Raw genomic sequence first — 20227 nt, forward strand, 5'->3', positions numbered from 1 at the left:
GTCGCTGCCCTTATTGCGGCTTGGACATGTCCATGCCACCCATATCCGAGTGGCCGTCCTTTGCGGACGCATTCGCCCCGCCAGCACTGCCGACTGCAAACTCGACCTCCACCGATCCCGCCATCTCGAAGGTCAGGGTGGCCTTGATCGTCTCCCCTTGCTTGAATGGCTGCGCGACGTCCATGAACATGATGTGGAAGCCGCCCGGCTTCAGTTCGACCGTCTGACCGGCGGGAATGACGAGCCCGCCCGCGACGGGGCGCATTGTCATCACGCCGTTGTTGACGCTCATCTGATGAACTTCGGTTTTTGCAGCCCGGTCGGACGTGATGCTGACGAGCCTGTCATCGGCCGAACCGGTGTTGGTCAGGTTCAGGTAGCCACCCCCGACCTTGGCACCCGGCACCATGGCTCGAGTGCGGGGGTGGCCGATGTCGATGGCACCCACCTTGATGTCATTGGCGGCAGCGATTGCAGCAAACAGACCGGCAAAGATCAGGCCTGTGATCAGTATGAGCAGTTTCTTCATAGGGTGCTCCTGGCAGGATCATCTCTCGCGACGACGCACGACGGCAGGGAGATAAACATCCTTGCGAAATGGAAATTGGATGCGGGTGCGATCTGCTTCGGGCCGAACGGTACCTGAGCGCAGGTCAGTGGCCACTGTGACAGCATCGTGGCATAAGCCGAAATGCCGGCTCAAGCAAAGACAGTAGAGGCCGGAGGCGCCCTTGGACCGGTATTCGGGGGAAGGACCCGGCGGAAAGTCCCATCCACTTCGTAGGGCTGCATGGCAGCGGTCGCGATACGAGGACGTCTATCCCGATAATTGTCAGGGACTGGCAACAGGACCGACGCAGCGATCCGGCAAGCCTCACAACCCTGCGCTTGCTGCGCCGTATCATGCTTGCTCGTCCCGTCTGCCTTGCCCGCGATGCAGATAACGGGAAGCGTGCCGTCGGGCAGTATATACTCTGCAAGTTCGGAGGGAACGAAGGCGCCTTTGGCAAAAGACGGCGTTTGATGGGCGAAGCCGACAAACAGCAGCGCGATGGCGCAGGTCATGCGCAACATCCACCGCATGATCATCGCGTATCTCGCCTGCAACCGTTTCTCCTTCCCTGACGCGAACGTCTCTACGGAGCACAGCAATAGATCCCAATGCGGCAATTTGAAAGAGGCCCAAAGAGATATAGCTTGCGTTATCGCAAACACGGATGCCTGCACATTGAATGCGCAAGGCAAATTGTACATTGTCTGGATGAGCGAGCGCGGCACCGACTGCGATTTTTTTGGCGTCCGGCACGGGAGCGTGGAACATGTCTGATGGGGCCTGGGATTTCTGGATCGATCGCGGAGGCACTTTCACGGATATTATTGGCCGTGCACCCGATGGCAGTTTGCATCCGCGAAAGCTTCTCTCCGAAAATCCGGAATCTTATCGCGATGCTGCGATCCACGGGATCCGCGGCCTGCTCGGTCTCGGGCCGACGGATAAAATACCGTCCGATCGTATTGGCGACATTCGCATGGGGACGACCGTTGCGACCAACGCGCTTCTGGAACGTAAGGGTGACAGGGTCCTTTTGTTGATCACCAAGGGCTTTCGCGACGCGCTACGGATTGCCTACCAGGCACGTCCCGACATTTTCGCCAAGGAGATCATTCTGCCGGAACAGCTCTATGAGCAGGTCGTGGAAGTCCACGAACGCATTCGCGTGGATGGTTCGATCGAGGTGCCGCTCGAGACGAGCGCTGTAGAGCAGGCAATTGCCAGAGCAAGGATTGATGGGATTGATGCGGTCGCGATCGTGTTCATGCACTCCTACAAATATCCGCAGCACGAAAAAGTGGTCGCGGACCTCTGCCGGGCAGCGGGATTCAAGCAGATTTCGGTAAGCCATGAGGTCTCGCCGCTGCTCAAGCTGGTCGGCCGGGGCGATACGACGGTCGTCGACGCCTATCTCTCGCCCATTCTATCTCGGTATGTTCAACAGGTGGCAAGCGAACTCGGAGTAGAACAGGCCGGGAAAACGTCGCCGCGACTGAATTTCATGATGTCATCGGGAGGCCTGACCGCCGCCCATATGTTTCAGGGCAAGGATGCACTCCTTTCGGGCCCCGCGGGCGGTGTGGTTGGTATGGTGGAGACCGCAAAACTTGCCGGGTTCGACAAGGTTATTGGCTTTGACATGGGAGGCACCTCCACCGATGTAGCCCACTATGATGGCGAGTACGAACGCGTCTTCGATACCGAAGTTGCAGGTGTTCGAGTGCGGGCGCCGATGATGCGCATTCATACCGTCGCTGCCGGCGGCGGCTCCATCCTTCATTTTGAGACAGGTCGGTTCCGCGTCGGTCCCGATTCGGCGGGCGCCAATCCCGGACCCACCTGCTATCGTCGTGGCGGGGAATTGGCGGTGACGGACGCCAACGTCATGCTCGGAAAACTGCAGCCGGATCTGTTTCCCGCAATCTTCGGGCCGGCCCAGAACGAACCACTCGATATCCAGGCCGTGCGCGAGAAATTCGAGGCAATGTCCGCGCAAGCCGCCAGCGGACACAGCCCGGAGAGCGTCGCGGAAGGCTTCATAAAGATCGCGGTTGAAAATATGGCCAACGCTATCAAGAAAATCTCGGTGCAGCGTGGCTACGACGTAACAGAATACCTTCTGAACTGCTTCGGTGGTGCCGGTGGGCAACACGCCTGCCTCGTTGCCGATGCCCTCGGCATGTCGATGGTGTTGGTTCACCCCTTTTCCGGTCTGTTGTCTGCTTACGGCATGGGCCTGTCATCGATCTTCGCATCTCGTCAGCAAGCGTTCATCAAGCCTCTGACGGAAGCGTCTCTCTCAGAGCTTGACCGCTTGATCAAAACCCTGAGGATCGGCGTTCGTGACGAATTGCAGGTGCAAGGCATTTCGCCCGATGCAATGGAGTTCAGGCCCGTCCTCGCCTTGCGATACGAGGGTACGGATACTGCGCTCCCGGTCGATTTTGGCCTTGGTTCGATATCCGATGCCAGGACCGACTTCGAGCGGGCGCACAAGGCGCAGTTCGGCTTCGTCTATGACGGTAAAACGGTCGTCGTTGAATCCGTGAGCGTCGAGGGAACCGACCGATCCGAGGGCCGCAATCAGGAGGAAAGTCACGAGGCGGCGGCAAGTCCTGCCCGTGCCTCAGAAACTCGGCCAGTCTTCTTCGAAGGCTCCTGGCGTGATACCAGTGTCTTTAGGCGCGAGGATCTCTTTCCCGGTAGCCAGGCACTCGGCCCGGCACTTGTTATTGAAGTCAACCAAACAATTGTCGTGGAGCCGGGATGGCGGGCGGAGATCACCTCGAATAACCACGTGCTGCTCCGGCGCGTTGAAGCGAAGAAGAATGTAGCCGCCCTTGGGACCGAAGCCGATCCGATCATGCTGGAGATTTTCAACAATCTCTTCATGTCTATCGCCGAACAGATGGGTGTCACACTTCAAAACACCGCCTATTCCGTCAACATCAAGGAACGATTGGATTTTTCGTGTGCTGTCTTCGACCGAACCGGCGCGCTCGTAGCCAATGCACCGCATATGCCGGTTCACCTGGGATCCATGGACCGGTCAGTGGAGACAATCATCAAGTTGAACTCGGGGCGCATCCACCCGGGCGACGTGTTTGCTCTCAACGCCCCGTACAACGGCGGAACACATCTCCCCGACATAACAGTCGTCACGCCTGTGTTTGACGACGCAGGATCCACGATCCTGTTTTATGTTGCTTCGCGCGGACATCACGCCGACGTTGGCGGAACAGCGCCGGGCTCAATGACCCCACTTGCAACAACCGTCGAGGAAGAAGGTGTTCTCTTCGATAACTTCCAACTCGTCGAACGTGGTCGCTTCCGTGAAGCCGAACTGCTCGCGCTCCTGGCAAATCATCGTTATCCAGCGCGTAATCCGCAACAGAACATCGCCGATCTAAAGGCTCAAATTGCGTCAAACGAAAAGGGCGTGGCGGAACTGCGCAAGATGGTTGCTCATTTCGGCCTCTCTGTGGTTGAAGCCTATATGGGGCACGTCCAGGACAATGCGGCTGAAAGCGTGCGCCGGGTCATCGAGCGGTTGCCGGACACCGCCCAGTACGACTATCCAACCGACACGGGTCAGCTCATCAGGGTCAAGATTACAGTCGATCGCCAGAGCCGCGAGGCGACCGTGGATTTTACCGGAACGTCGGCGGTTCAGGCCAACAATTTCAATGCGCCTGAGCCGGTCACCCGCGCTGCCGTTCTCTATGCTTTCCGCGTTATGGTCGAAGCCAACATTCCGATGAACGCCGGCTGCCTGAGGCCGATCAAGATTATCATCCCCGATGGCTGCATGCTAAAACCGGCTTATCCGGCAGCGGTTGTCGCCGGAAATGTCGAGACATCGCAGCATGTCACCAATGCGCTTTTCGGCGCCATGGGGGCGATGGCCAATGCGCAGGGAACGATGAACAATCTGACGTTCGGCAATGCGAAATACCAATACTACGAGACGATCTGTTCGGGTTCGCCGGCGGGTCGGACGAACGACGGCCGCGGCTTTGCTGGAACGGCGGGCGTCCATACCCATATGACGAATTCTAGGCTGACGGATCCCGAGGTGCTGGAACTCCGATTCCCCGTTCTGCTGGAAGACTTCCACCTCATGGAGGGTTCGGGCGGAAAGGGCAGATGGAGCGCCGGAGACGGCACCGAGCGCACGATTCGATTTCTGGAGCGGATGGAATGTGCGATCCTCTCTTCCCACCGCAATCGTCCGCCTCGCGGAGTAAACGGGGGCGGAGATGGCCAGATCGGGGCAGCAAGCGTGCGGCGGCTGGATGGTACTGTGGAGACGTTGAAAGCATGTGATCAGACGGCTTTGGATGCGGGGGAAGCAATCACGGTCACGACCCCGACAGCCGGCGGTTTTGGAAGCTGATGAAAGGCCTCGTTGATTTAATCATTGGTTTGGAGTTGGCATGCCCAAGCGGTAGGAATGCGCCGAGAGAAAACGTCAAGGAGGCTTTCAGCCGTCAGATGGCTCCTATGTGCATATCTCCGCCCGACAGCTACGATCCCTGTGTCCTTGATGCCAGGGTGTTCGTTGCTACTGCGGCTATCCAGCCCGAAGTGTGCTAGTTTCGCAAAAGAGAAATCCCCGATATGTTTGAACTGCATAAGCCCAACAGGGACGGCAGCGGTGGGGGAGTGCCAATCGTTGCCGTGCTTGATATCTGATTCAATCGACTTAAGGGACTCTTCTCGCTTCAGATCCAGCCGCGCAGGGGGCTCCTCCAATCGGCTAATTGGCGGGTATCTGGGAAGGTTGTAGATTCCCCCATGCCCTAAGTGGAGAGCTGAACACGCTTGATACTGTCGGGCCGTTGCTGGACAATCCCGCCGGGCAATTACCATGGCGGCAGCTACGATCTCGCAAGCAACAGGTGATCGGGGTGCCCATGAACTATGATGCACTAATTGCGACTCGGAACCGACCAAATGCGTTGCAGATGTCGATTCCCCTTATGCTGAAGCAAAAACGGCCACCATCTAAATTGGTAGTCGTCGATGCAAGCGACGATCACAAGGCCGTCTGCGACGTCGTAAACAGCGTTGCAAGAGTAGCCGAGTTTGAGAATTTTGTTATTTTGCGCTCTGAGAAAAGAAATTCAGCTTACCAACGGAATCTCGGCCTCGCTCACATTGAAGCGCCAATCGTGGCGATGCCGGACGACGATTCTTTGTGGCATCCCGGATTTGGCGAGGCTCTTGTCGCCGCGTACGAAATGGATACCACGGGAGTCGTTGGCGGCGTCACCGCCACACCGGTTTTGGGCTCGCCTCTATCAACGTCGGATGAAACATACAAGAAAAACAATGCCGCGATTTTCAAGTCGCGCATGCAGGCGCTTCGAAACTCTATCGAGGAGCGGTTCGTCCCTGAGACATTCAAGCTTTACGCCCGAAGCCTGTGGGACGATCAGCCGGCATGGATTGACGGACTCAGATATTCCCGTGTCGAAACCATGTCGGGATTCCGAATGTCCTTCCGCACGGATGTCATCAAATCGATCGGCTTCGATGAAACCTTGGGCTACGGCGCGGGCTACTCGCAGCACGAAGATATGGATGTGTCGCTAAGGACGCAAAAATCCGGCTATATCTTGGCCGCGACGTCCGATGCCAGGGTTTTTCATCATGTTTTCCCAGGCGCCAGAGCCAGTGGCTGGAGTTACGGGTTTTGCCAAGTCGCGAACACTCTCTACATCTGCGCGAAGCTCTTTGAACGCAAGTCAACTATGTTTCCTGCACTGCAAAACTATATGCGATATAAGATATTTCTATATTCTCTCAAGCGACGCGAGAGTTTCTGGAGGGATGTTCATCGAGGTGCCCAAACCGCATTCTCGTTGCGCGGCGAACTGTTTGGAGCGGATAAATCGGCTCTTTCCCAAATGTATATGAGTATGTGTGACAAGTATATTCATCCCAGCTGCCTCAAACAGGCGCTAAGTCACTCGCAGCACCACAGCCCGTGATTGACTGGTTCGGAATGCCACGAGGTTGTTGGCCGGGCCGTGTCTAACGGCCCTCTGCATAAACAGGCATCACGCTTTTGCGGGTTGTGCCTCCCGTGCACGTCCCGACCGTTCTCGTCGCGGCAATGCGCCACGCGTGGGCCTTGGTTCAGCCTCACAATTCCCCTCGCCTTGCGCATCGAGAAGCCAGACGCCGGCTCCAACGATGAAAATGAACATGACATAGGTCGTGTTCCAGAAATGCACGGTCCAGCCGACCAGGAAGAAACTTGTCAACGAGGTGAGATATCCCATGCGGTAAGAAATCAGCCTCTCGTCACTGATCCTGCGCCAGGCGATCGTCATGAACAGGATCGCGAACGTGGCGAACATCGCTGCCGCCGCGGGAATGCCGTAAAGGATGGCGTGGAACAACCAGAACATGTCGATGCTGGGTGGCATCCAGTCGGGCCTGTCCCAACCGGTCATTGTGGTTCCGAACCATGGATGCTTTGCAACCGAACCGGTGCCGAACTCCCAGATCAGGACACGATAATAGGCATTGTCGGAACTGAAGGAGAAATGAGTGATGAAGAATTGAAAGAAAGTCTGGTTCGACCCCAGAGCCACCGCTGCATAGACGGCGGCGATGCCGGCGGCGAACAATGTCCAACGTGCCTTCATACCAGCGAGGATCCGATCCCACGCGGTCACGGCCAACTGGGCAAAGAGACCCGAAATCGGCCCGGAGGACATCGAAAGGAACGCGATCACGAAGACGACGCCTGCACGCACGAGCTTCTCAAAGACGGACTTCCCGTAACCCAGTACGAAAAAGGCCGGCCCAAACATGCACGAGGTTATGACGCCGAAAAGAATTGGATGATCTATGATGCTCTGGACGCGCCGGAGGCCCCATCGCGTGTCATACGTCTCGACCGGCGCCCCCGGGAAGACGCTGCCAGCGAGTTTGAGCAGAATATTGATGCCAGTCGTTGCTTCGAACAGGGCAAAAGGCAACAACAGCAGCATGATACGATAGAAAAGAAGAATGACATTGTAGAAGTCTTCCGCGGATCTGATGTAGCAGCGCGCGATTAGGTAGGCGCCCATGGTCTCGATGAAAAGGATACCGCCAGATTGCATGCCCTGCGCCACACCATGCACCACGCTCAGGGCGATCGAACACCAGAGGCAGTAAAAAAACAACGTGAAGTCGGCCACCCTCAGCTGTCCCGCCCCACCGCTCACCCACTTGCAAAAGCAAGGAACGACAGTTGCCAGCATCACGATTCGGAATGGACTGAGCATGAGGCCTCCGATACCGAAGCTCATCGGCACGAAAAGCGAGACGACGAAGACTGTCACAAGAAAAGGAAGCCCGGCCTTGGTCGGAAGAGGCCTCATCTGAACGCGCGCTACGCTGTCGTCTGCTGCTTGGGAGGCGATTGCGCGGGTTGAGCCACTCCGCCTCGCCGAAGTCCGGGAAGTGCTTACGCTGGACACAGTTGCTTGCATGAGTGCAGCCTTGAGGTCGCTTTGGCCGGTGGGTGAAATACTCTGGGATAGTCTACCGATGTGCGCAACAACGCATAACTTATCAATCCGGCTATCAAGCGCCGAGCGCTTACACCTATCTGATATGGCAGGTCGCTCGCCATTGGCTCCAATGCCACGACTGGGAAGCATCCAATCATTGCTGATCAATGACAACACTCGGTGGGCGGATCAGTGGGAAGTGGGCTGGTTGCCTTCGACCACTGGTTTGCTGTCGTAGAAAGCGAATTCACCCCAGTGGCCGGCGCCAATCTCGTTAGTTATGATCCGGATCGAAGCTGCATTTACCGCGCCTCCGCCCTTACGGCCGTCGAGATAGACCGTATAGCCTCCCCCGACGAGGCGATTATTTTCGATGACTATGTTGCTGAGGCCGCTGAATTCGTTGTTCATCATCACAGCCGATGTCTGGCCGTGATCGTTGACAATATCGTTGCCTGTGATCTCGATGTCGTGTCCGCCATTGATCTCGATGCCGTCGTAGTGGCCACCCTTTCTGCTGAATAGTCCGAATATGTGGTTCTCGCGGATAATTGAGGGACCTGTCACGTTGATGCCATTATCGACACCACGGATGCTGTTTCGCAAGAACAGCCCGAAACCGAGCACGCCGTTCACCGTGCCGCCGCCGCCATCGATATCGCTGTCCTGAAGAGTGAAGCCGCTCGCCTCGTCGGCCACGATGATCGCGTGCCACGGTGTTCCGGAGTTCAGCCTTATGTTGCGGATCGTCACATTCTTCGCTTCGACAACGATGTTTCCGCGGATCTCCAGGTTCTCGACGACAGTGTTGTCGGTCCCGACATAATAAGTGCCTTCGAACTTCTTGAGGACGGTTTCATCGATGACGCCGGTGTGATTCAGAGGCCGGAAGCCGCTGGTAGGCGGCGAACCACCGAAGACAGTCGACACGTGAAGGGCGAGGACGAGGACGACTAGCCGGGAACCGTGGCTGAGTGATCGATGTGCGGCGGTCATCTCGCGGCCCGCCTGCTAACCGCCTGGGTAAGGCCGTCGACGATCGATTCCTTAGCGATCCGGCTGAACCGGCGGTAAACGGAGAGCATGACTGCAACAATATTCGCCGGCCGATCTTTGACGCCTTCGACGAGGAAACGCAGCGCTAATCGCCGCCTGCCGAGTCGGTGTAGATCGATGGCGAACTCGATACGAAGCCGGGAGCGGTCCAGCCGGCGCGTGGCGAGCACCCGCCTGTTCGTCCGCAGAATCTTCAAAAGCCCCTTCAACTGGCGCCGTGGGTTCGATGAGATACTGTCGGGCGAGATGAAGCCCAGCACGACGGGTTCGACGTCTTCGTAAATGGCGGTGTGTTGTACGAGCCGCACCGCGAATTCCCAGTCTTCGTTCGCGCGCAAACTGCCGTCGAACCATGTCTGCGTAGGCATGCAATCCCGCCTAAAGAGAGCGTTCTGCACACTTAGCCTGTTTTCCCTAAGAAGCTTGGCCAGTTGATCATCGCCGAGACGCAGCGCGCCCGCCGGATCGGGGGCATGCACGACCTTGCCAGGCCCGCGTTGGAAATTCCGGTCTCGACCGTAGAGTATCTTTCCGCCCGTGACGACTCGGACTCGATCGGGGAGGATCGCAAAGAAGGCCATCTGTCGTTGGAGTTTACCTGGCAGCCAGAGATCGTCGCTATCTTGGAAGGCGATGAAGCGTCCCTTCGCCGCGACCAACCCGGAATTGCGCGCGGCGCCTGCGCCGCCATTCGTATCACGCCGGAGATATCTGATCCGATCGTCCGAAAAACCCGCCAGCACCTGTGCTATGTCCTCGGTCGAGGCATCGTCGACGACAATCAACTCCAGGTCCCGGTAAGACTGCGTAAGAACACTGGTCATCGCAGCAGCGAGAGTCTTGCTGCGGTTGTAAGTCGGCAGGATAACTGAAACAGTAGGATCCATTGAAATTCCCGGAACGCATTTGTCGACGCGTCGCATACGCTTCAATTCTATCCCAAGAATTTAGGCAGATGTCGGGAACGGAGAAAGTCCGGCAATGAGCGTACGCGGCCATCCTTTTGGGTAAGACCAGAGTTGCTCCACGCATAGTTCGAGCGGAATACGCCAAGTTGCTTTGGCTTGGCACTTCTGTCTTAGACCGCGGTGGTGGCCCATCGGCCCACCGCTCGCGCGGTGAAAGTGGACATTAGTGGTCGACTGTTTTGCGCGAGAGGGACATGAAAGGCGTGCCGCCGCCGCTGGCGATTTCGCAAAAAAAGGATACGGAGCTCTCGGACCCGGCTGCCACGCCTTAGCCAAGACGTCGTGCTAATTCTGACCCAGGACAATGCGCGCTCGTCGACCACACCAAAGGTGGTGTTGTCGCTGAACAAACGAGCATTCATACTGCCTGCTAAATCCTCGTTTGAGAGATCTCGACGGTAAAGCAGGGAATAAACGACGTGGCAAAAGTTCTGCTTGTAGCGCCAACGTGCAACGGGGAAGATGTTGGCGAGGCATGGGTGGCGTCCCAATGGGCGCGCAGGCTTTCCGAACGTCACGACGTGACACTGCTGACGTATTTCAAACGCGGCGCCAGGCCCGCCAGCGAGCAATTGACCGGCATAAGAATCATCGAGTGGCGGGAGCCGCCATTGCTTGGCCGCGCGGAGCGGCTGAATAGCCTCATGAAACCGGCCTACGTGCCGTTTTACATTCGCGCACGACGTTGGCTAATCTCAGCGCTAGAGAGGGGAGAGCGCTTCGACATCGTTCATCAACCGGTCCCCGTTGCCATGCGCTACCCGTCACCTGCGGCGAAGCTAGGGATGCCTCTGATCATCGGTCCGGTCGGTGGCGGGTTGTCGACGCCAGTGGGCTTTGCGGCCGATGGGACATCCAGCCCCTGGTTCATGAAGCTTCGGCATCTAGACCACATGCGATTGCGCTGGGACCCGTTGTTGCGTGCCAGCTTCCAAAGCGCCGATTGTGTGCTTGGCATCGCGAACTACGTGCGTGAGCAGCTTTCCGACATTCCGTTGCGCCGTTTTGAGGTGATGAGCGAAACGGGCCTCGACGACATCCCGGCGCCAATTGACCGGTCGACACGGAAAAATCCGGTAAAACTGATTTATGTCGGCCGTCTCGTTCGCACTAAGGGTGCCCGCGACATCATTCGCGCGATGAACCTGATTCGCGATTTGGCGGTCGAACTCGATATCGTCGGGGAAGGTCCGGAGCGGCGAGAGTGTGAGCGGCTTATTGAAGAACTCCAACTAGGAGACCGTGTCCGCCTGCATGGCTGGCGCCGAAAGGAAGAGGTGGCGGAATTCTACCGAAAGGCTGATGTCTTCGTTTTTCCAAGCTATCGGGAACCGGGTGGAAACGTGGCGCTGGAGGCCATGGCGTTTTCACTGCCGCTGATCGTCGTCGATCGCGGCGGCCCGGGGAGTGCGGTATCTTCTGACTGTGCAATCAAGCTTGACGTCACAACACCGGATGCCTTAGCGATCGATATCGCGGAGGCCGTCCGAAGACTGACTGTCGATCAATACCTGCGGAATAGGATGGGCGCGGCTGCCTACGCGCATGTTGGACAAACCGCACTTTGGTCGTCGAAGCTCGACCGGATGGACGCAATTTACGCCGATCTTATCAACGCGTCTCAACGCGCTGGCGCGCTTTGAGGTCCGGCCGCGGAGAAGAGCGCAGCGTATAAGGCTGCTCGGTGTCCGGGGCCGAGCGCAATGCGCATCGTCTCGCCGACGATGATGCCGAGGCGGAAAAATACGGTCGCGAACGCACTGTGATGCCGACGGAAGTATCGTATGCGATTGGCCGTCATAAGTCCTGAAAGATAGGTGTTCTGGTGATACTCGCCGCCGGAATGCATGACACAGGCATCGGCCTCGTACGCTACCTCCAATCCGGCGCTCCGCACTCTTTGCATGTAGTCGACCTCCTCGCTATAGAGAAAGAAGGATTCGTCCCAGGTGCCGACCTTCTTGCGCGCGTTCGCAGAAATCGCCAGGGCTGCACCAGTCGCCCAGTCCACGGCGCCGCCGCGGCTGTAGAGATCGGGTGAGGCGACAATTTCGCCGAGGCCCAGCTTTCCTGCCAGCTTCGTTCCGAGAAGCGCGTCCGACCAGATCGTGAGAAGCGACGGCTCGCGCCGGACTGAATTGGCGATAGTTCCGTCATCGTTGAGGAGTTTCGGGGCAACTACGCCGATCGCCGTGTCCGAAAGCCGGCGAGAGAGCGTCCGAACACAACCAGCCTGCAACCGAATATCCGGATTAAGGACCAGGATATCAGTCTCCAGGGAGATTGTTGCGACAGCAACATTGATTCCGCCTGCATAGCCCGCATTTCTACCCGTTTCTATCACTGTCACGCCGATCGGATGCGCCTGCGCCAGTGCGACGGAGTCGTCGTGCGATGCATTGTCGACGACAATAATTTCATATCGATCTATGCCTTCCAGGCCGTCGGCAAGAGAATCCAGTATCCCGGGTAGTACTCCGGCGCTGTTGTAGGTGACAATCACGAGAGCAATCCCCGCGTTGGTGGTGATGCGGGGTTCAGCGATGCCTGACGGGTCCTTTTTCGACATCGCATACATCTGTTTTTTCTCACTTTCGTTCTTTCGTTGCGATTTGGCCTCGAGGAGGATGCCCCACATTGTCCAAAAATGGCGCGTGCTGAAAGACTGTCGAGAGAGGTAGGCTCACGAGATGGAGGCAGGCACCGTCATCCTGAAGGCCTCGTCGTGCGTTGGGGAGCATCATCCCATTGGGGAATGTGAGGATACTCTTCCCCGGCTGGGGCGACGGACGTGCGCCTTTCCATGAGGTGTAAGTTGCAAAGCCGCACAGGATAGCAACCCTTTTGATGCATCTCTTCGCTTCGACCCTATACACTTGCGGTATTTCGTAAGTCTTTGAGAGCGGTGGTTAGGGCGATCGAATTTTCTAATATGATTCTATCGCAACTGGCGTTTAGCCCATTGAGGCGGAGAAACCGTTCGGTTGTTCACTTTATCGTTCAGGGTTTTCCATGGCCAGTGATCTACATGACAGCCGAACGCCGAACGGGCGAATGCCCGGAAAGTTAGGAGAGCGACATACAGCCGGCGGCTTTAATGTCGCGGATATGCGCTTGCAGGCACTCGCCGCCACATCCTTCCCAGACGTCAATCGGCTCGACCTGCTTCTGCAACTTGCTTTGGCTGGTTTGCCAGCAATGCACCGCAACGGCATTTTCGGCCACACGTTGCGCGGGCCGCATTCGAGATCAGGATGGGACACGCAGCTGGAAGGGGAAAGCATTCGCTATGCGGCGATAGTCGCACTCGGCCTTTCGCGCGTGAGCGACGAGGTTCAGCGGCGAGTGCTCGGTTTTGGTAATGCTGCAGATCTCGCCAGGATGACCGCGAAGCGTGCCGAGGCGTCGCATGATATCGGTGCGTTGGCCCTTACGGCATGGGCGACTGTCGAGGTTTCAGGTGAGCGTTCCTCCGATCCTTTTCTTAAGCTCCGGGACTATCTCGCGGCCGATGTTCCCATCGCGACGGTTGATTGCGCGTGGGCGTTGACAGCCGCTGTCGCGGCTTGGGGATGGGGTACGGCGATTGAGGTGGCGCATCTCGCCCGCAGGAAGCTCCTGTCGGGTTGGTCCGGCTCGGGCATCTTTCCACACGTGCTGCCGTCTGCCGCGGCTGGGCGGCTACGCGGGCATGTCGGGTCCTTCGCTGACCAGGTTTATCCGATCCAGGCGCTGGCGCGCTTTCACGTCGTGACGAACAATAGGGAAGCGCTCACGATCGCCGACAACTGCGCGGAAACAATATGCGCGCATCAAGGCCCGCAAGGACAATGGTGGTGGCACTATGATGCGCGGACTGGTCAGGTCACGGAGGGCTATCCCGTCTACAGCGTGCACCAGCACGCGATGGCGCCAATGGTCTTGCATGAACTCCATCAAGCCGGTGGCAGGAACCGTCTATCAGCGATCGTAAAGGGTCTCAGCTGGATCTACGAACGTCCGGAAACGTCCGCAGGGCTGATAGATGCCGACCGAGGTGTGATTTGGCGCAAAGTGGCGCGGCGCGAGCCGGGCAAGGCCATTCGAGGGGCGGCCGCAATGACGACAGCCGTTTTCCCGGGCCTACGCGTTCCGAAGCTCGTCAACCACATCTTTCCGCCGACCCGTGTCGACTACGAGTGCCGCCCCTACGAATTGGGCTGGCTCCTTTACGCTTGGCTTTCAAGCGACGTCATTACCGAGCTTGCGTTGCAAGCCGGCACCGAAAACAACGAAATTGCTCGGGAGGGCTGAATGTCGGGCGGACGGCAACTCTTATTCGGCATGTATCTAGACGCAATGCGCATGGATGAAGTCATCGACCAATGCCACGCGGCGCTTAAGTCGCGCAGTCGACTAATGCTGGGCGTCGTGAACGCAGCCAAGATCGTCAATCTTCGTAAGGACCCACAGTTGAGGGATTCCCTGATCGAGTGTGACCTTCTGCTTGCGGACGGCCAGTCAGTAGTCTGGGCGAGCAAGCTCTTTCGGCGCCCGCTTCCCGAGCGAGTGGCCGGGATCGATATCTTCCAGCGATTGCTTCGGCTGGCCAACGAGGAGGAACGCTCCATCGCGCTTCTCGGGGCGCGGCCAGAGGTCCTCAGCAAGTTGGAAAAGGTCATCGCAGAAGGCTTCCCTAAGGCGAGGATCGTCTACAGCCATCACGGCTATTTCGGAGCGGCCGAGGCTGTCGAAATCGCTGCGGGAATTCGCGAATCCGCCGCCGATATATTGTTCATCGGCATGACGTCGCCGTTGAAGGAGATCTTTCTTGCCACTCATGCCGCCTCTCTCAATGTCCCAATTCTGCATGGCGTGGGCGGCTCCTTTGACGTAATGGCGGGCCTCACGCGCCGCGCACCGCTCGCCTGGCAGAAGGTCGGCATGGAATGGGCCTATCGCGTGCTGTTGGAGCCGCGGCGCCTCTGGTGGCGGTATCTGTCGACGAATACACGATTCATTCAGCTGACGGCCGTGGAGGCCATTCGTCCGGCCCGAGCCTTCCGGCACAGCTAACCGGACACCGTAGCGACACTGGCGTTTTTAAGGGAAGGCGATTATGAGCGAAGTTTTCAAGGGTCGGCTGGCTATCCTGGGATTGGGCTACATCGGCCTGCCGACGGCCGTGGCAATCGCCACACGGGGCGTCGATGTCGTCGGGGTGGACATAAACCCGGCGATCGTCGCGGCCGTATCACGCGGCGAGGTACCGTTCACCGAACCCGATCTCGCCGTGGCGGTGAGCGGCGCCGTGGCGATGGGTCGGCTGACCGCCACCTGTCAGCTCCCTGAGGCCGACGCCTTTATCATTGCCGTGCCAACTCCTTTCAATGAGGATCGCTCGGCAAACCTGTCTTACGTTAAAGCGGCCGCAGAACAGATCGCCCCCCGGCTCAAGGTCGGAAACATCGTCGTGCTGGAGTCTACCTCACCCCCGGGGACGACCGAGCAGGTATGCAGATGGATTTCGGCGCTCCGGCCGGACCTAAGGATGCCGCTTGACGGCGAGAACGGCGCGGACGTTTACATCGCACATTGCCCCGAACGAGTGCTGCCGGGCCGCATCATGATTGAGATCGTCACGAACGATCGCGTCGTCGGCGGTCTCACGCCGAAATGCGCGGACAAGGCAGCTTCAATATATCGCCTGTTCGCGCAAGGCGAAATCCTGCTGACAGATGCCGCGAGCGCCGAGATGGCGAAGCTGGTCGAGAATGCCTACCGGGACGTCAACATTGCCTTTGCGAACGAGATTTCGCTTGTTTGCGAAACGTTGCATGTCGATGCCTGGGAGGTTATCCGGCTCGCCAACAGGCACCCGAGGGTCAACATCCTTAATCCGGGGCCTGGCGTTGGTGGACATTGCATTCCGGTCGATCCCTGGTTCATTGTCGGTGCAGCGCCCGAGCAGGCCCGCCTCATACGGACAGCGCGAGAAGTGAACGACCGGCGGCCGCACCACGTAGCGGCTCAGGTTGTGGATAAAGCCCATAGGTTCCGTTCACCGAAGATCGCCTGTCTGGGCCTCACCTTCAAGGCCAATGTGGATGATGTCCGCGAGAGTCCCGCCATCGAGGTTGTCGATCTTATCGCGAAGTCGCTACCCGAGGTGGAGGTGATGGTCGCCGATCCCTACGTTGACAAGCTTCCGAAGGAATTGTCCGGCCATAACAACTTGCGTCTCGAGGGAGCACATCTGGCCGTTGAGAACGCGGACATCGTGGTACTGTTGGTCGAGCACGATCCCTTCAAGGCGATCCGCCATACTCGGCTTGGGGGCAAAATCGTCTACGACACGCGTGGCGCGTGGCGCCAATGAACGGTGAGGGCCGCCGACCGATGCTGGCGTAGAGATCCCAGACAGTGGCCCGGTTGAGGCAAACCACAGCCTCGGCTGATTGGCGCGCGTCATCTCGCTGGTGACGTTGGCGTAAATGTCCAGCTGGCTCTCTTGATGCGGCTTTCGATGTCGCCGCGGGCGGTGCTGAGACTTTCATAGAGCTGTTTGGCTGGCCAGGGTTTCACCGCGAGCGAAGACGACACGGCGCGGATTGGTGCCCACCAGCGTCCAATGCGCTGGCCGACTGCAGGCGGTACACCGTATGCTCGAGGTGGTATCAACGCCATCGTCATCAGCCGCCGTTCCACGTAGCTTGCGCTCATTCCCGGCAAGTTCGTCGGCACGTGCGTCGCGGATCTTCAATTGCGCGGTGATCGCCTCCAAGGTTGGATGTCCTTCAACCAGTTCGCGGACCCGTGCCGCACACGCTGCGCCGCGTCATTGGCAGTACCTTGAGGCCGAAGCCGCATATTTTGTCCCGGATGCTGATCTCGATGTCGCGAAGCTTTTTTTTGGATGACCTTGCGGGCCGGCAGCAGCGCTCGGGCCGAAAGAGATTTGCGTCGGTCGGGACTGAACCAACCAAGCCGGATCAACTGCGCGATGCCCGCGCATCGTTCTTGTCGGTCTTCACAAGATCGGCAAACCAGGCGATCAGCGCATCGAGCTCGCTGGGGCACCGTTGCTTCCCGCACGATGCGGCCATCCGCGCCACCGCGGACAAACTTGAATAGTCCAACGGGTCATCGATCCAGGCTTAATGCTTCATGATCGTCTCTCCCGCGCATCATCAATGACAGGGACGCCCACCAGCATTCGAACTTGGCTGGCTGGGCTCCGCTCGCTACGCCATCTAAGCGGTTAGCGGTTCTACGACGGGCCGATTGCCAGGGGCTTGCTGCGCCGAGGTTGGCGCTCTCCGCGTGCGTGAGCCTACAGCGGGCAACGTCGCGCCGAACTCCGCCGGCCGCTCGGCGTGGCCAAAGAAATGCTCGATGGCACGCACCGCACGCTCTGAGGCGCGTCCGTCGCCATAGGGGTTGACCGCCCGAGCCATCGCCCGATACGCGCTCCGGTTCGTCAGCAGGGTCGCGACATTGGTGACGATTGCGTCCTCGTCAGTCCCGACCAGACGAACCGTGCCGGCCTCGACGGCTTCCGGCCGCTCCGTCGTGTCGCGCATCACCAGCACCGGCTTGCCGAGGGAAGGCGCTTCCTCCTGTACGCCACCGCTGTCAGTCAAGACGATAGAGCAATCGCGCATCGCCTTAACAAAGTCGGAGTAGTCGAGAGGCTGCGTGATCGTGACGTTGTCGAGACCTTCGAGCGGTGGGAGAAGGACGGATCGGACGGCCGGGTTGAGGTGTGCTGGCAGAAGGAAATTGACCGTCGGAAACATTCGGGCAAGGCAGGCGATGGCGCGTGCCGTGCGTTTCATGGGCTCGCCCCAGGATTCGCGTCGGTGGGCAGTGATGAGAACGGTTCGCTTGCTTGTCGCCTGTCCGAAATCACTGTTTTCGATGGCGGTGTTTCGTCCCGACACATGAAGGAGAGCATCGATCACTGTGTTGCCGGTGACCACAATCTGGCTTTCGGGTACGCCATCGTTGAGGAGGTTTTGCTTCGAGACCCTGGTCGGTGCGAGGTGAAGCGTGGCAAGCCGGGTCGTCAGGCGGCGGTTGATTTCTTCCGGGAAGGGATTGGTGTGATCGCCTGAGCGCAAGCCTGCCTCGAGATGGATGAGCGGAATTCTTTGATAGAAAGAGGCAAGGCCAGCCGCAAAACAGGAAGTCGTGTCACCCTGAACCAGGAGCGCGTCTGGCCGCTCCAAATCGATCACGGTGGACACACCGGTAAGGACGCGAGAGGTAATCGTTTCGAGCGTCTGGGATTGGGTGATGATGTTGAGGTCGTGGTGAGGCTCGATTCCGAAGAGACGGTTCACCTGATCAAGCATCTCGCGATGCTGACCGGTGACGGCCACGATGGGGCGGCAGAAAGCAGAGCGGCTAAGGGCATCTATTAGCGGCGCCATTTTAACGGCTTCAGGGCGTGTGCCATACACGATCAATATCTTCCGCATGAGCTTTTCCTTCTTTTCCAGTGTGCAGGGTCCTGAGGCCTGAAGTTCCTATCTCTTTGTTCGAACGTCGTGTGCACTATGCGGAACTGCCGCCAGAGGCGGTCGTCGAGACGATGTAACCGATATCCAGGTCGTGCATACGATCCCGCCCGCTTTCGGGCCTCCTTGTCGCTTGGCGCATGATTAGGCGATTGCGAGCGGGTGGATAGTTCCCCAATGGGCGTTTCGCCTAGTCCGTGTGGCAGCCGCGGATAATCCCTTCGACGCCTATCTGCCACCTATGGATAAGGTCCCATTCGGTAGGAAAACGATGAACGCGCGCGCCGTCGTATCGCTCGACCGCGAGGTGGCCACTAGACGATCAGATGAGGGCGACAGGTCGATCGATCATCGAAAGGCGTAGGCAGGCGTCCTCCAAAGTTGGCGGCGGGCATGGCTTCCTAATCCACAGCCTCCGATGCCAGACTCTTGGTACTGATCCTTCAGGCGTGTCGTCGCATCGGCTTGGCCGCCAGCGAGATTGCCGAGTTGTCGGGAGCCGTCATGGGGTGCAATTTCCAACTAAGTGTGGTGATCCCTCATCTCAATGAGCCAGGGAATCTCAGAGCCTGTCTTGAGGCGCTGGATCTCCAGCGCACGTCTGCCGTCAGGATGGAAATTATTGTCGTCGACAACGGCTCGCACGAAATGCCTTTCGATGTCTGTAGCGGGCTAAGCGACGTCCGCCTGGTGCGTCAGCCCATTCCCGGCCCGGGACCGGCCCGCAATCTCGGCGCGTCACTTGCGACCTCCGATCTGATAGCATTTATCGACGCAGATTGCGTCGTACAGCCGGGGTGGGCTAACGCGATCCTCTCCCTTATGGCGGCAAGGCCTGACGTCGATATTGTAGGGGGGGATATCGGCATTCTGCGGAAGGATGCTTCCACGCCCACCGGCATAGAAGCCTATGAGGAGCTATTCAGCTATCGGGCGCGCCTCTACGTCGAGAAGCATAGTTATACCGCCACCGGAAACATGGCGGTTCGAAGCGGCGTGTTTCACACGGTCGGTCCTTTCGGCGGCATCACGACAATGGAAGATACGGAGTGGGGACAAAGGGCGGCAGCAAGGGGCTTCCGCATCGCCTTTCTGGAGGAGGCCCGGGTCCTCACGCCCTCCTGCACGTCGTTTTCCGAGCTGGCGCGTCGATGGGACCGTCACGTCGCCCATGCCTTCGGGGATGTGCGCCGCGGCAAATCCTCGTTGATGCGCTGGCTCGCTTTGACGCTTTTGGTCGCAGCCTCACCCCTTGGAGAGGTTCAGAAAGTATTGACGTCCCGGCGGATCGTCGGCGCCCGAAGCCGCGCCATCGCCTTCGTCTGGCTGACGCGGGTTCGCCTCTATCGAGCCCGAAAGATGGCGGCTCTATCACTATCCGGAAAAGCCTCCGCACTCGTTGATGGATGGAACAGAGAAGCGGATATGTAGCGCGAGGGAAACGTGTTAGAGGGTAAAGCCAGAATAGGGCTATGAAACATCGCCACGCAAGCCGCCGCCCTTAGACGAAGAGTTGTTTTGTTACGGCGTCAAGCGCGTCATGTTCGCGCTGATTGGCCTGCTTGCCTGCTCGTTCGTATGGGCGGGAAAGATGTTCTGCCAACAGTCAAGAGTGGCAAGGAACGGGACGAACGG

The 20227-nt window shown here is 58.4% G+C and carries 15 protein-coding genes; 8 read left to right on the forward strand and 7 right to left on the reverse strand.

Translation table 11 applies throughout. From position 1 onward, the window contains the following. Window positions 1–10 precede the first annotated feature (10 nt). Both AF71_RS24520 and AF71_RS24525 read right to left on the reverse strand, forming a co-directional pair. Complete coding sequence (locus AF71_RS24520; RefSeq protein WP_169683595.1) at window positions 11–529, reverse strand: copper chaperone PCu(A)C; 519 nt, start codon at window positions 527–529, stop codon at window positions 11–13. Between the two features lie 170 nt (window positions 530–699). Continuing rightward, window positions 700–1107: a hypothetical protein gene (locus AF71_RS24525; RefSeq protein WP_246733790.1), complete on the reverse strand. Its 408-nt coding sequence runs from the start codon at window positions 1105–1107 to the stop codon at window positions 700–702. Between the two features lie 212 nt (window positions 1108–1319). Between AF71_RS24525 and AF71_RS24530 the strand changes: the two genes are divergently transcribed. Continuing rightward, window positions 1320–4949 (forward strand): hydantoinase B/oxoprolinase family protein, encoded by a 3630-nt coding sequence (locus AF71_RS24530; protein ID WP_169683597.1) that lies wholly within the window; start codon window positions 1320–1322, stop codon window positions 4947–4949. A 520-nt stretch (window positions 4950–5469) separates the two neighbouring features. Next, window positions 5470–6549, forward strand: a complete 1080-nt coding sequence (locus AF71_RS24535; protein WP_169683599.1) for a glycosyltransferase family 2 protein — start codon at window positions 5470–5472, stop codon at window positions 6547–6549. Between the two features lie 69 nt (window positions 6550–6618). Here AF71_RS24535 and AF71_RS24540 read toward each other — a convergent pair whose 3' ends face one another. The 3 genes from AF71_RS24540 to AF71_RS24550 all read right to left on the reverse strand — a co-directional run bounded on the left by AF71_RS24540 (window position 6619) and on the right by AF71_RS24550 (window position 10010). Further along, window positions 6619–7935: an O-antigen ligase family protein gene (locus tag AF71_RS24540; RefSeq protein ID WP_169683600.1), complete on the reverse strand. Its 1317-nt coding sequence runs from the start codon at window positions 7933–7935 to the stop codon at window positions 6619–6621. A 321-nt stretch (window positions 7936–8256) separates the two neighbouring features. Then, complete coding sequence (locus AF71_RS24545) at window positions 8257–9063, reverse strand: hypothetical protein (protein ID WP_169683601.1); 807 nt, start codon at window positions 9061–9063, stop codon at window positions 8257–8259. After that, entirely contained in the window at window positions 9060–10010 is a 951-nt protein-coding gene (locus AF71_RS24550; RefSeq protein WP_169683603.1) for a glycosyltransferase family 2 protein, read from the reverse strand. The genes AF71_RS24545 and AF71_RS24550 overlap by 4 nt, the downstream gene beginning before the upstream one ends. 500 nt (window positions 10011–10510) lie before the next feature. Here AF71_RS24550 and AF71_RS24555 point away from each other — a divergent pair, with 500 nt between their 5' ends. After that, window positions 10511–11734, forward strand: coding sequence for a glycosyltransferase family 4 protein (locus AF71_RS24555; RefSeq protein WP_169683605.1), 1224 nt, complete (start codon window positions 10511–10513; stop codon window positions 11732–11734). On the opposite strand, the gene AF71_RS24560 is transcribed toward AF71_RS24555, so the two are convergent. Further along, window positions 11713–12660 carry a glycosyltransferase family 2 protein gene (locus AF71_RS24560; RefSeq protein ID WP_246733791.1) on the reverse strand — a complete coding sequence of 316 codons (948 nt, stop codon included), beginning with the start codon at window positions 12658–12660 and terminating at the stop codon, window positions 11713–11715. The genes AF71_RS24555 and AF71_RS24560 overlap by 22 nt on opposite strands. A gap of 539 nt (window positions 12661–13199) precedes the next feature. Here AF71_RS24560 and AF71_RS24565 point away from each other — a divergent pair. The 4 genes from AF71_RS24565 (at window position 13200) to AF71_RS31370 (ending at window position 17204) form a co-directional block, all read left to right on the forward strand. Further along, a complete protein-coding gene (locus AF71_RS24565) occupies window positions 13200–14384 on the forward strand; it encodes a hypothetical protein (protein WP_246733799.1) in 1185 nt (394 codons plus the stop codon). Continuing rightward, window positions 14385–15146 (forward strand): WecB/TagA/CpsF family glycosyltransferase, encoded by a 762-nt coding sequence (locus AF71_RS24570; RefSeq protein ID WP_169683610.1) that lies wholly within the window; start codon window positions 14385–14387, stop codon window positions 15144–15146. Window positions 15147–15189: 43 nt separating this feature from the next. Continuing rightward, window positions 15190–16449: a UDP-N-acetyl-D-mannosamine dehydrogenase gene (gene wecC / locus AF71_RS24575; protein ID WP_169683611.1), complete on the forward strand. Its 1260-nt coding sequence runs from the start codon at window positions 15190–15192 to the stop codon at window positions 16447–16449. A 437-nt stretch (window positions 16450–16886) separates the two neighbouring features. Next, window positions 16887–17204: a hypothetical protein gene (locus tag AF71_RS31370; RefSeq protein WP_210258376.1), complete on the forward strand. Its 318-nt coding sequence runs from the start codon at window positions 16887–16889 to the stop codon at window positions 17202–17204. Between the two features lie 119 nt (window positions 17205–17323). On the opposite strand, the gene wecB is transcribed toward AF71_RS31370, so the two are convergent. Further along, on the reverse strand, window positions 17324–18553 hold the full coding sequence (gene wecB / locus AF71_RS24585) for a UDP-N-acetylglucosamine 2-epimerase (non-hydrolyzing) (protein WP_169683612.1): 1230 nt from the start codon (window positions 18551–18553) through the stop codon (window positions 17324–17326). A gap of 543 nt (window positions 18554–19096) precedes the next feature. Here wecB and AF71_RS24590 point away from each other — a divergent pair. Beyond that, a complete protein-coding gene (locus AF71_RS24590) occupies window positions 19097–20023 on the forward strand; it encodes a glycosyltransferase family A protein (protein ID WP_169683613.1) in 927 nt (308 codons plus the stop codon). Window positions 20024–20227: the final 204 nt, after the last annotated feature.

The organism is Rhizobium sp. 57MFTsu3.2 (genome assembly GCF_012932765.1).
In the GTDB taxonomy this organism is placed as follows: Bacteria; Pseudomonadota; Alphaproteobacteria; order Rhizobiales; family Rhizobiaceae; genus Rhizobium; species Rhizobium altiplani.

Excerpts from the sequence above, each read along its gene's own strand:
- AF71_RS24535 (WP_169683599.1), top strand. The coding sequence starts at position 5,470 with ATGAACTATGATGCACTAATTGCGACTCGGAACCGACCAAATGCGTTG.
- AF71_RS24530 (WP_169683597.1), top strand. The coding sequence starts at position 1,320 with ATGTCTGATGGGGCCTGGGATTTCTGGATCGATCGCGGAGGCACTTTC.
- AF71_RS24520 (WP_169683595.1), bottom strand. The coding sequence starts at position 529 with ATGAAGAAACTGCTCATACTGATCACAGGCCTGATCTTTGCCGGTCTG.
- AF71_RS24590 (WP_169683613.1), top strand. The coding sequence starts at position 19,097 with ATGGGGTGCAATTTCCAACTAAGTGTGGTGATCCCTCATCTCAATGAG.
- wecB (WP_169683612.1), bottom strand. The coding sequence starts at position 18,553 with ATGCGGAAGATATTGATCGTGTATGGCACACGCCCTGAAGCCGTTAAA.
- AF71_RS24540 (WP_169683600.1), bottom strand. The coding sequence starts at position 7,935 with ATGAGGCCTCTTCCGACCAAGGCCGGGCTTCCTTTTCTTGTGACAGTC.
- AF71_RS24545 (WP_169683601.1), bottom strand. The coding sequence starts at position 9,063 with ATGACCGCCGCACATCGATCACTCAGCCACGGTTCCCGGCTAGTCGTC.
- AF71_RS24560 (WP_246733791.1), bottom strand. The coding sequence starts at position 12,660 with ATGTCGAAAAAGGACCCGTCAGGCATCGCTGAACCCCGCATCACCACC.
- AF71_RS24570 (WP_169683610.1), top strand. The coding sequence starts at position 14,385 with ATGTCGGGCGGACGGCAACTCTTATTCGGCATGTATCTAGACGCAATG.
- AF71_RS24550 (WP_169683603.1), bottom strand. The coding sequence starts at position 10,010 with ATGGATCCTACTGTTTCAGTTATCCTGCCGACTTACAACCGCAGCAAG.
- AF71_RS24565 (WP_246733799.1), top strand. The coding sequence starts at position 13,200 with ATGCGCTTGCAGGCACTCGCCGCCACATCCTTCCCAGACGTCAATCGG.
- wecC (WP_169683611.1), top strand. The coding sequence starts at position 15,190 with ATGAGCGAAGTTTTCAAGGGTCGGCTGGCTATCCTGGGATTGGGCTAC.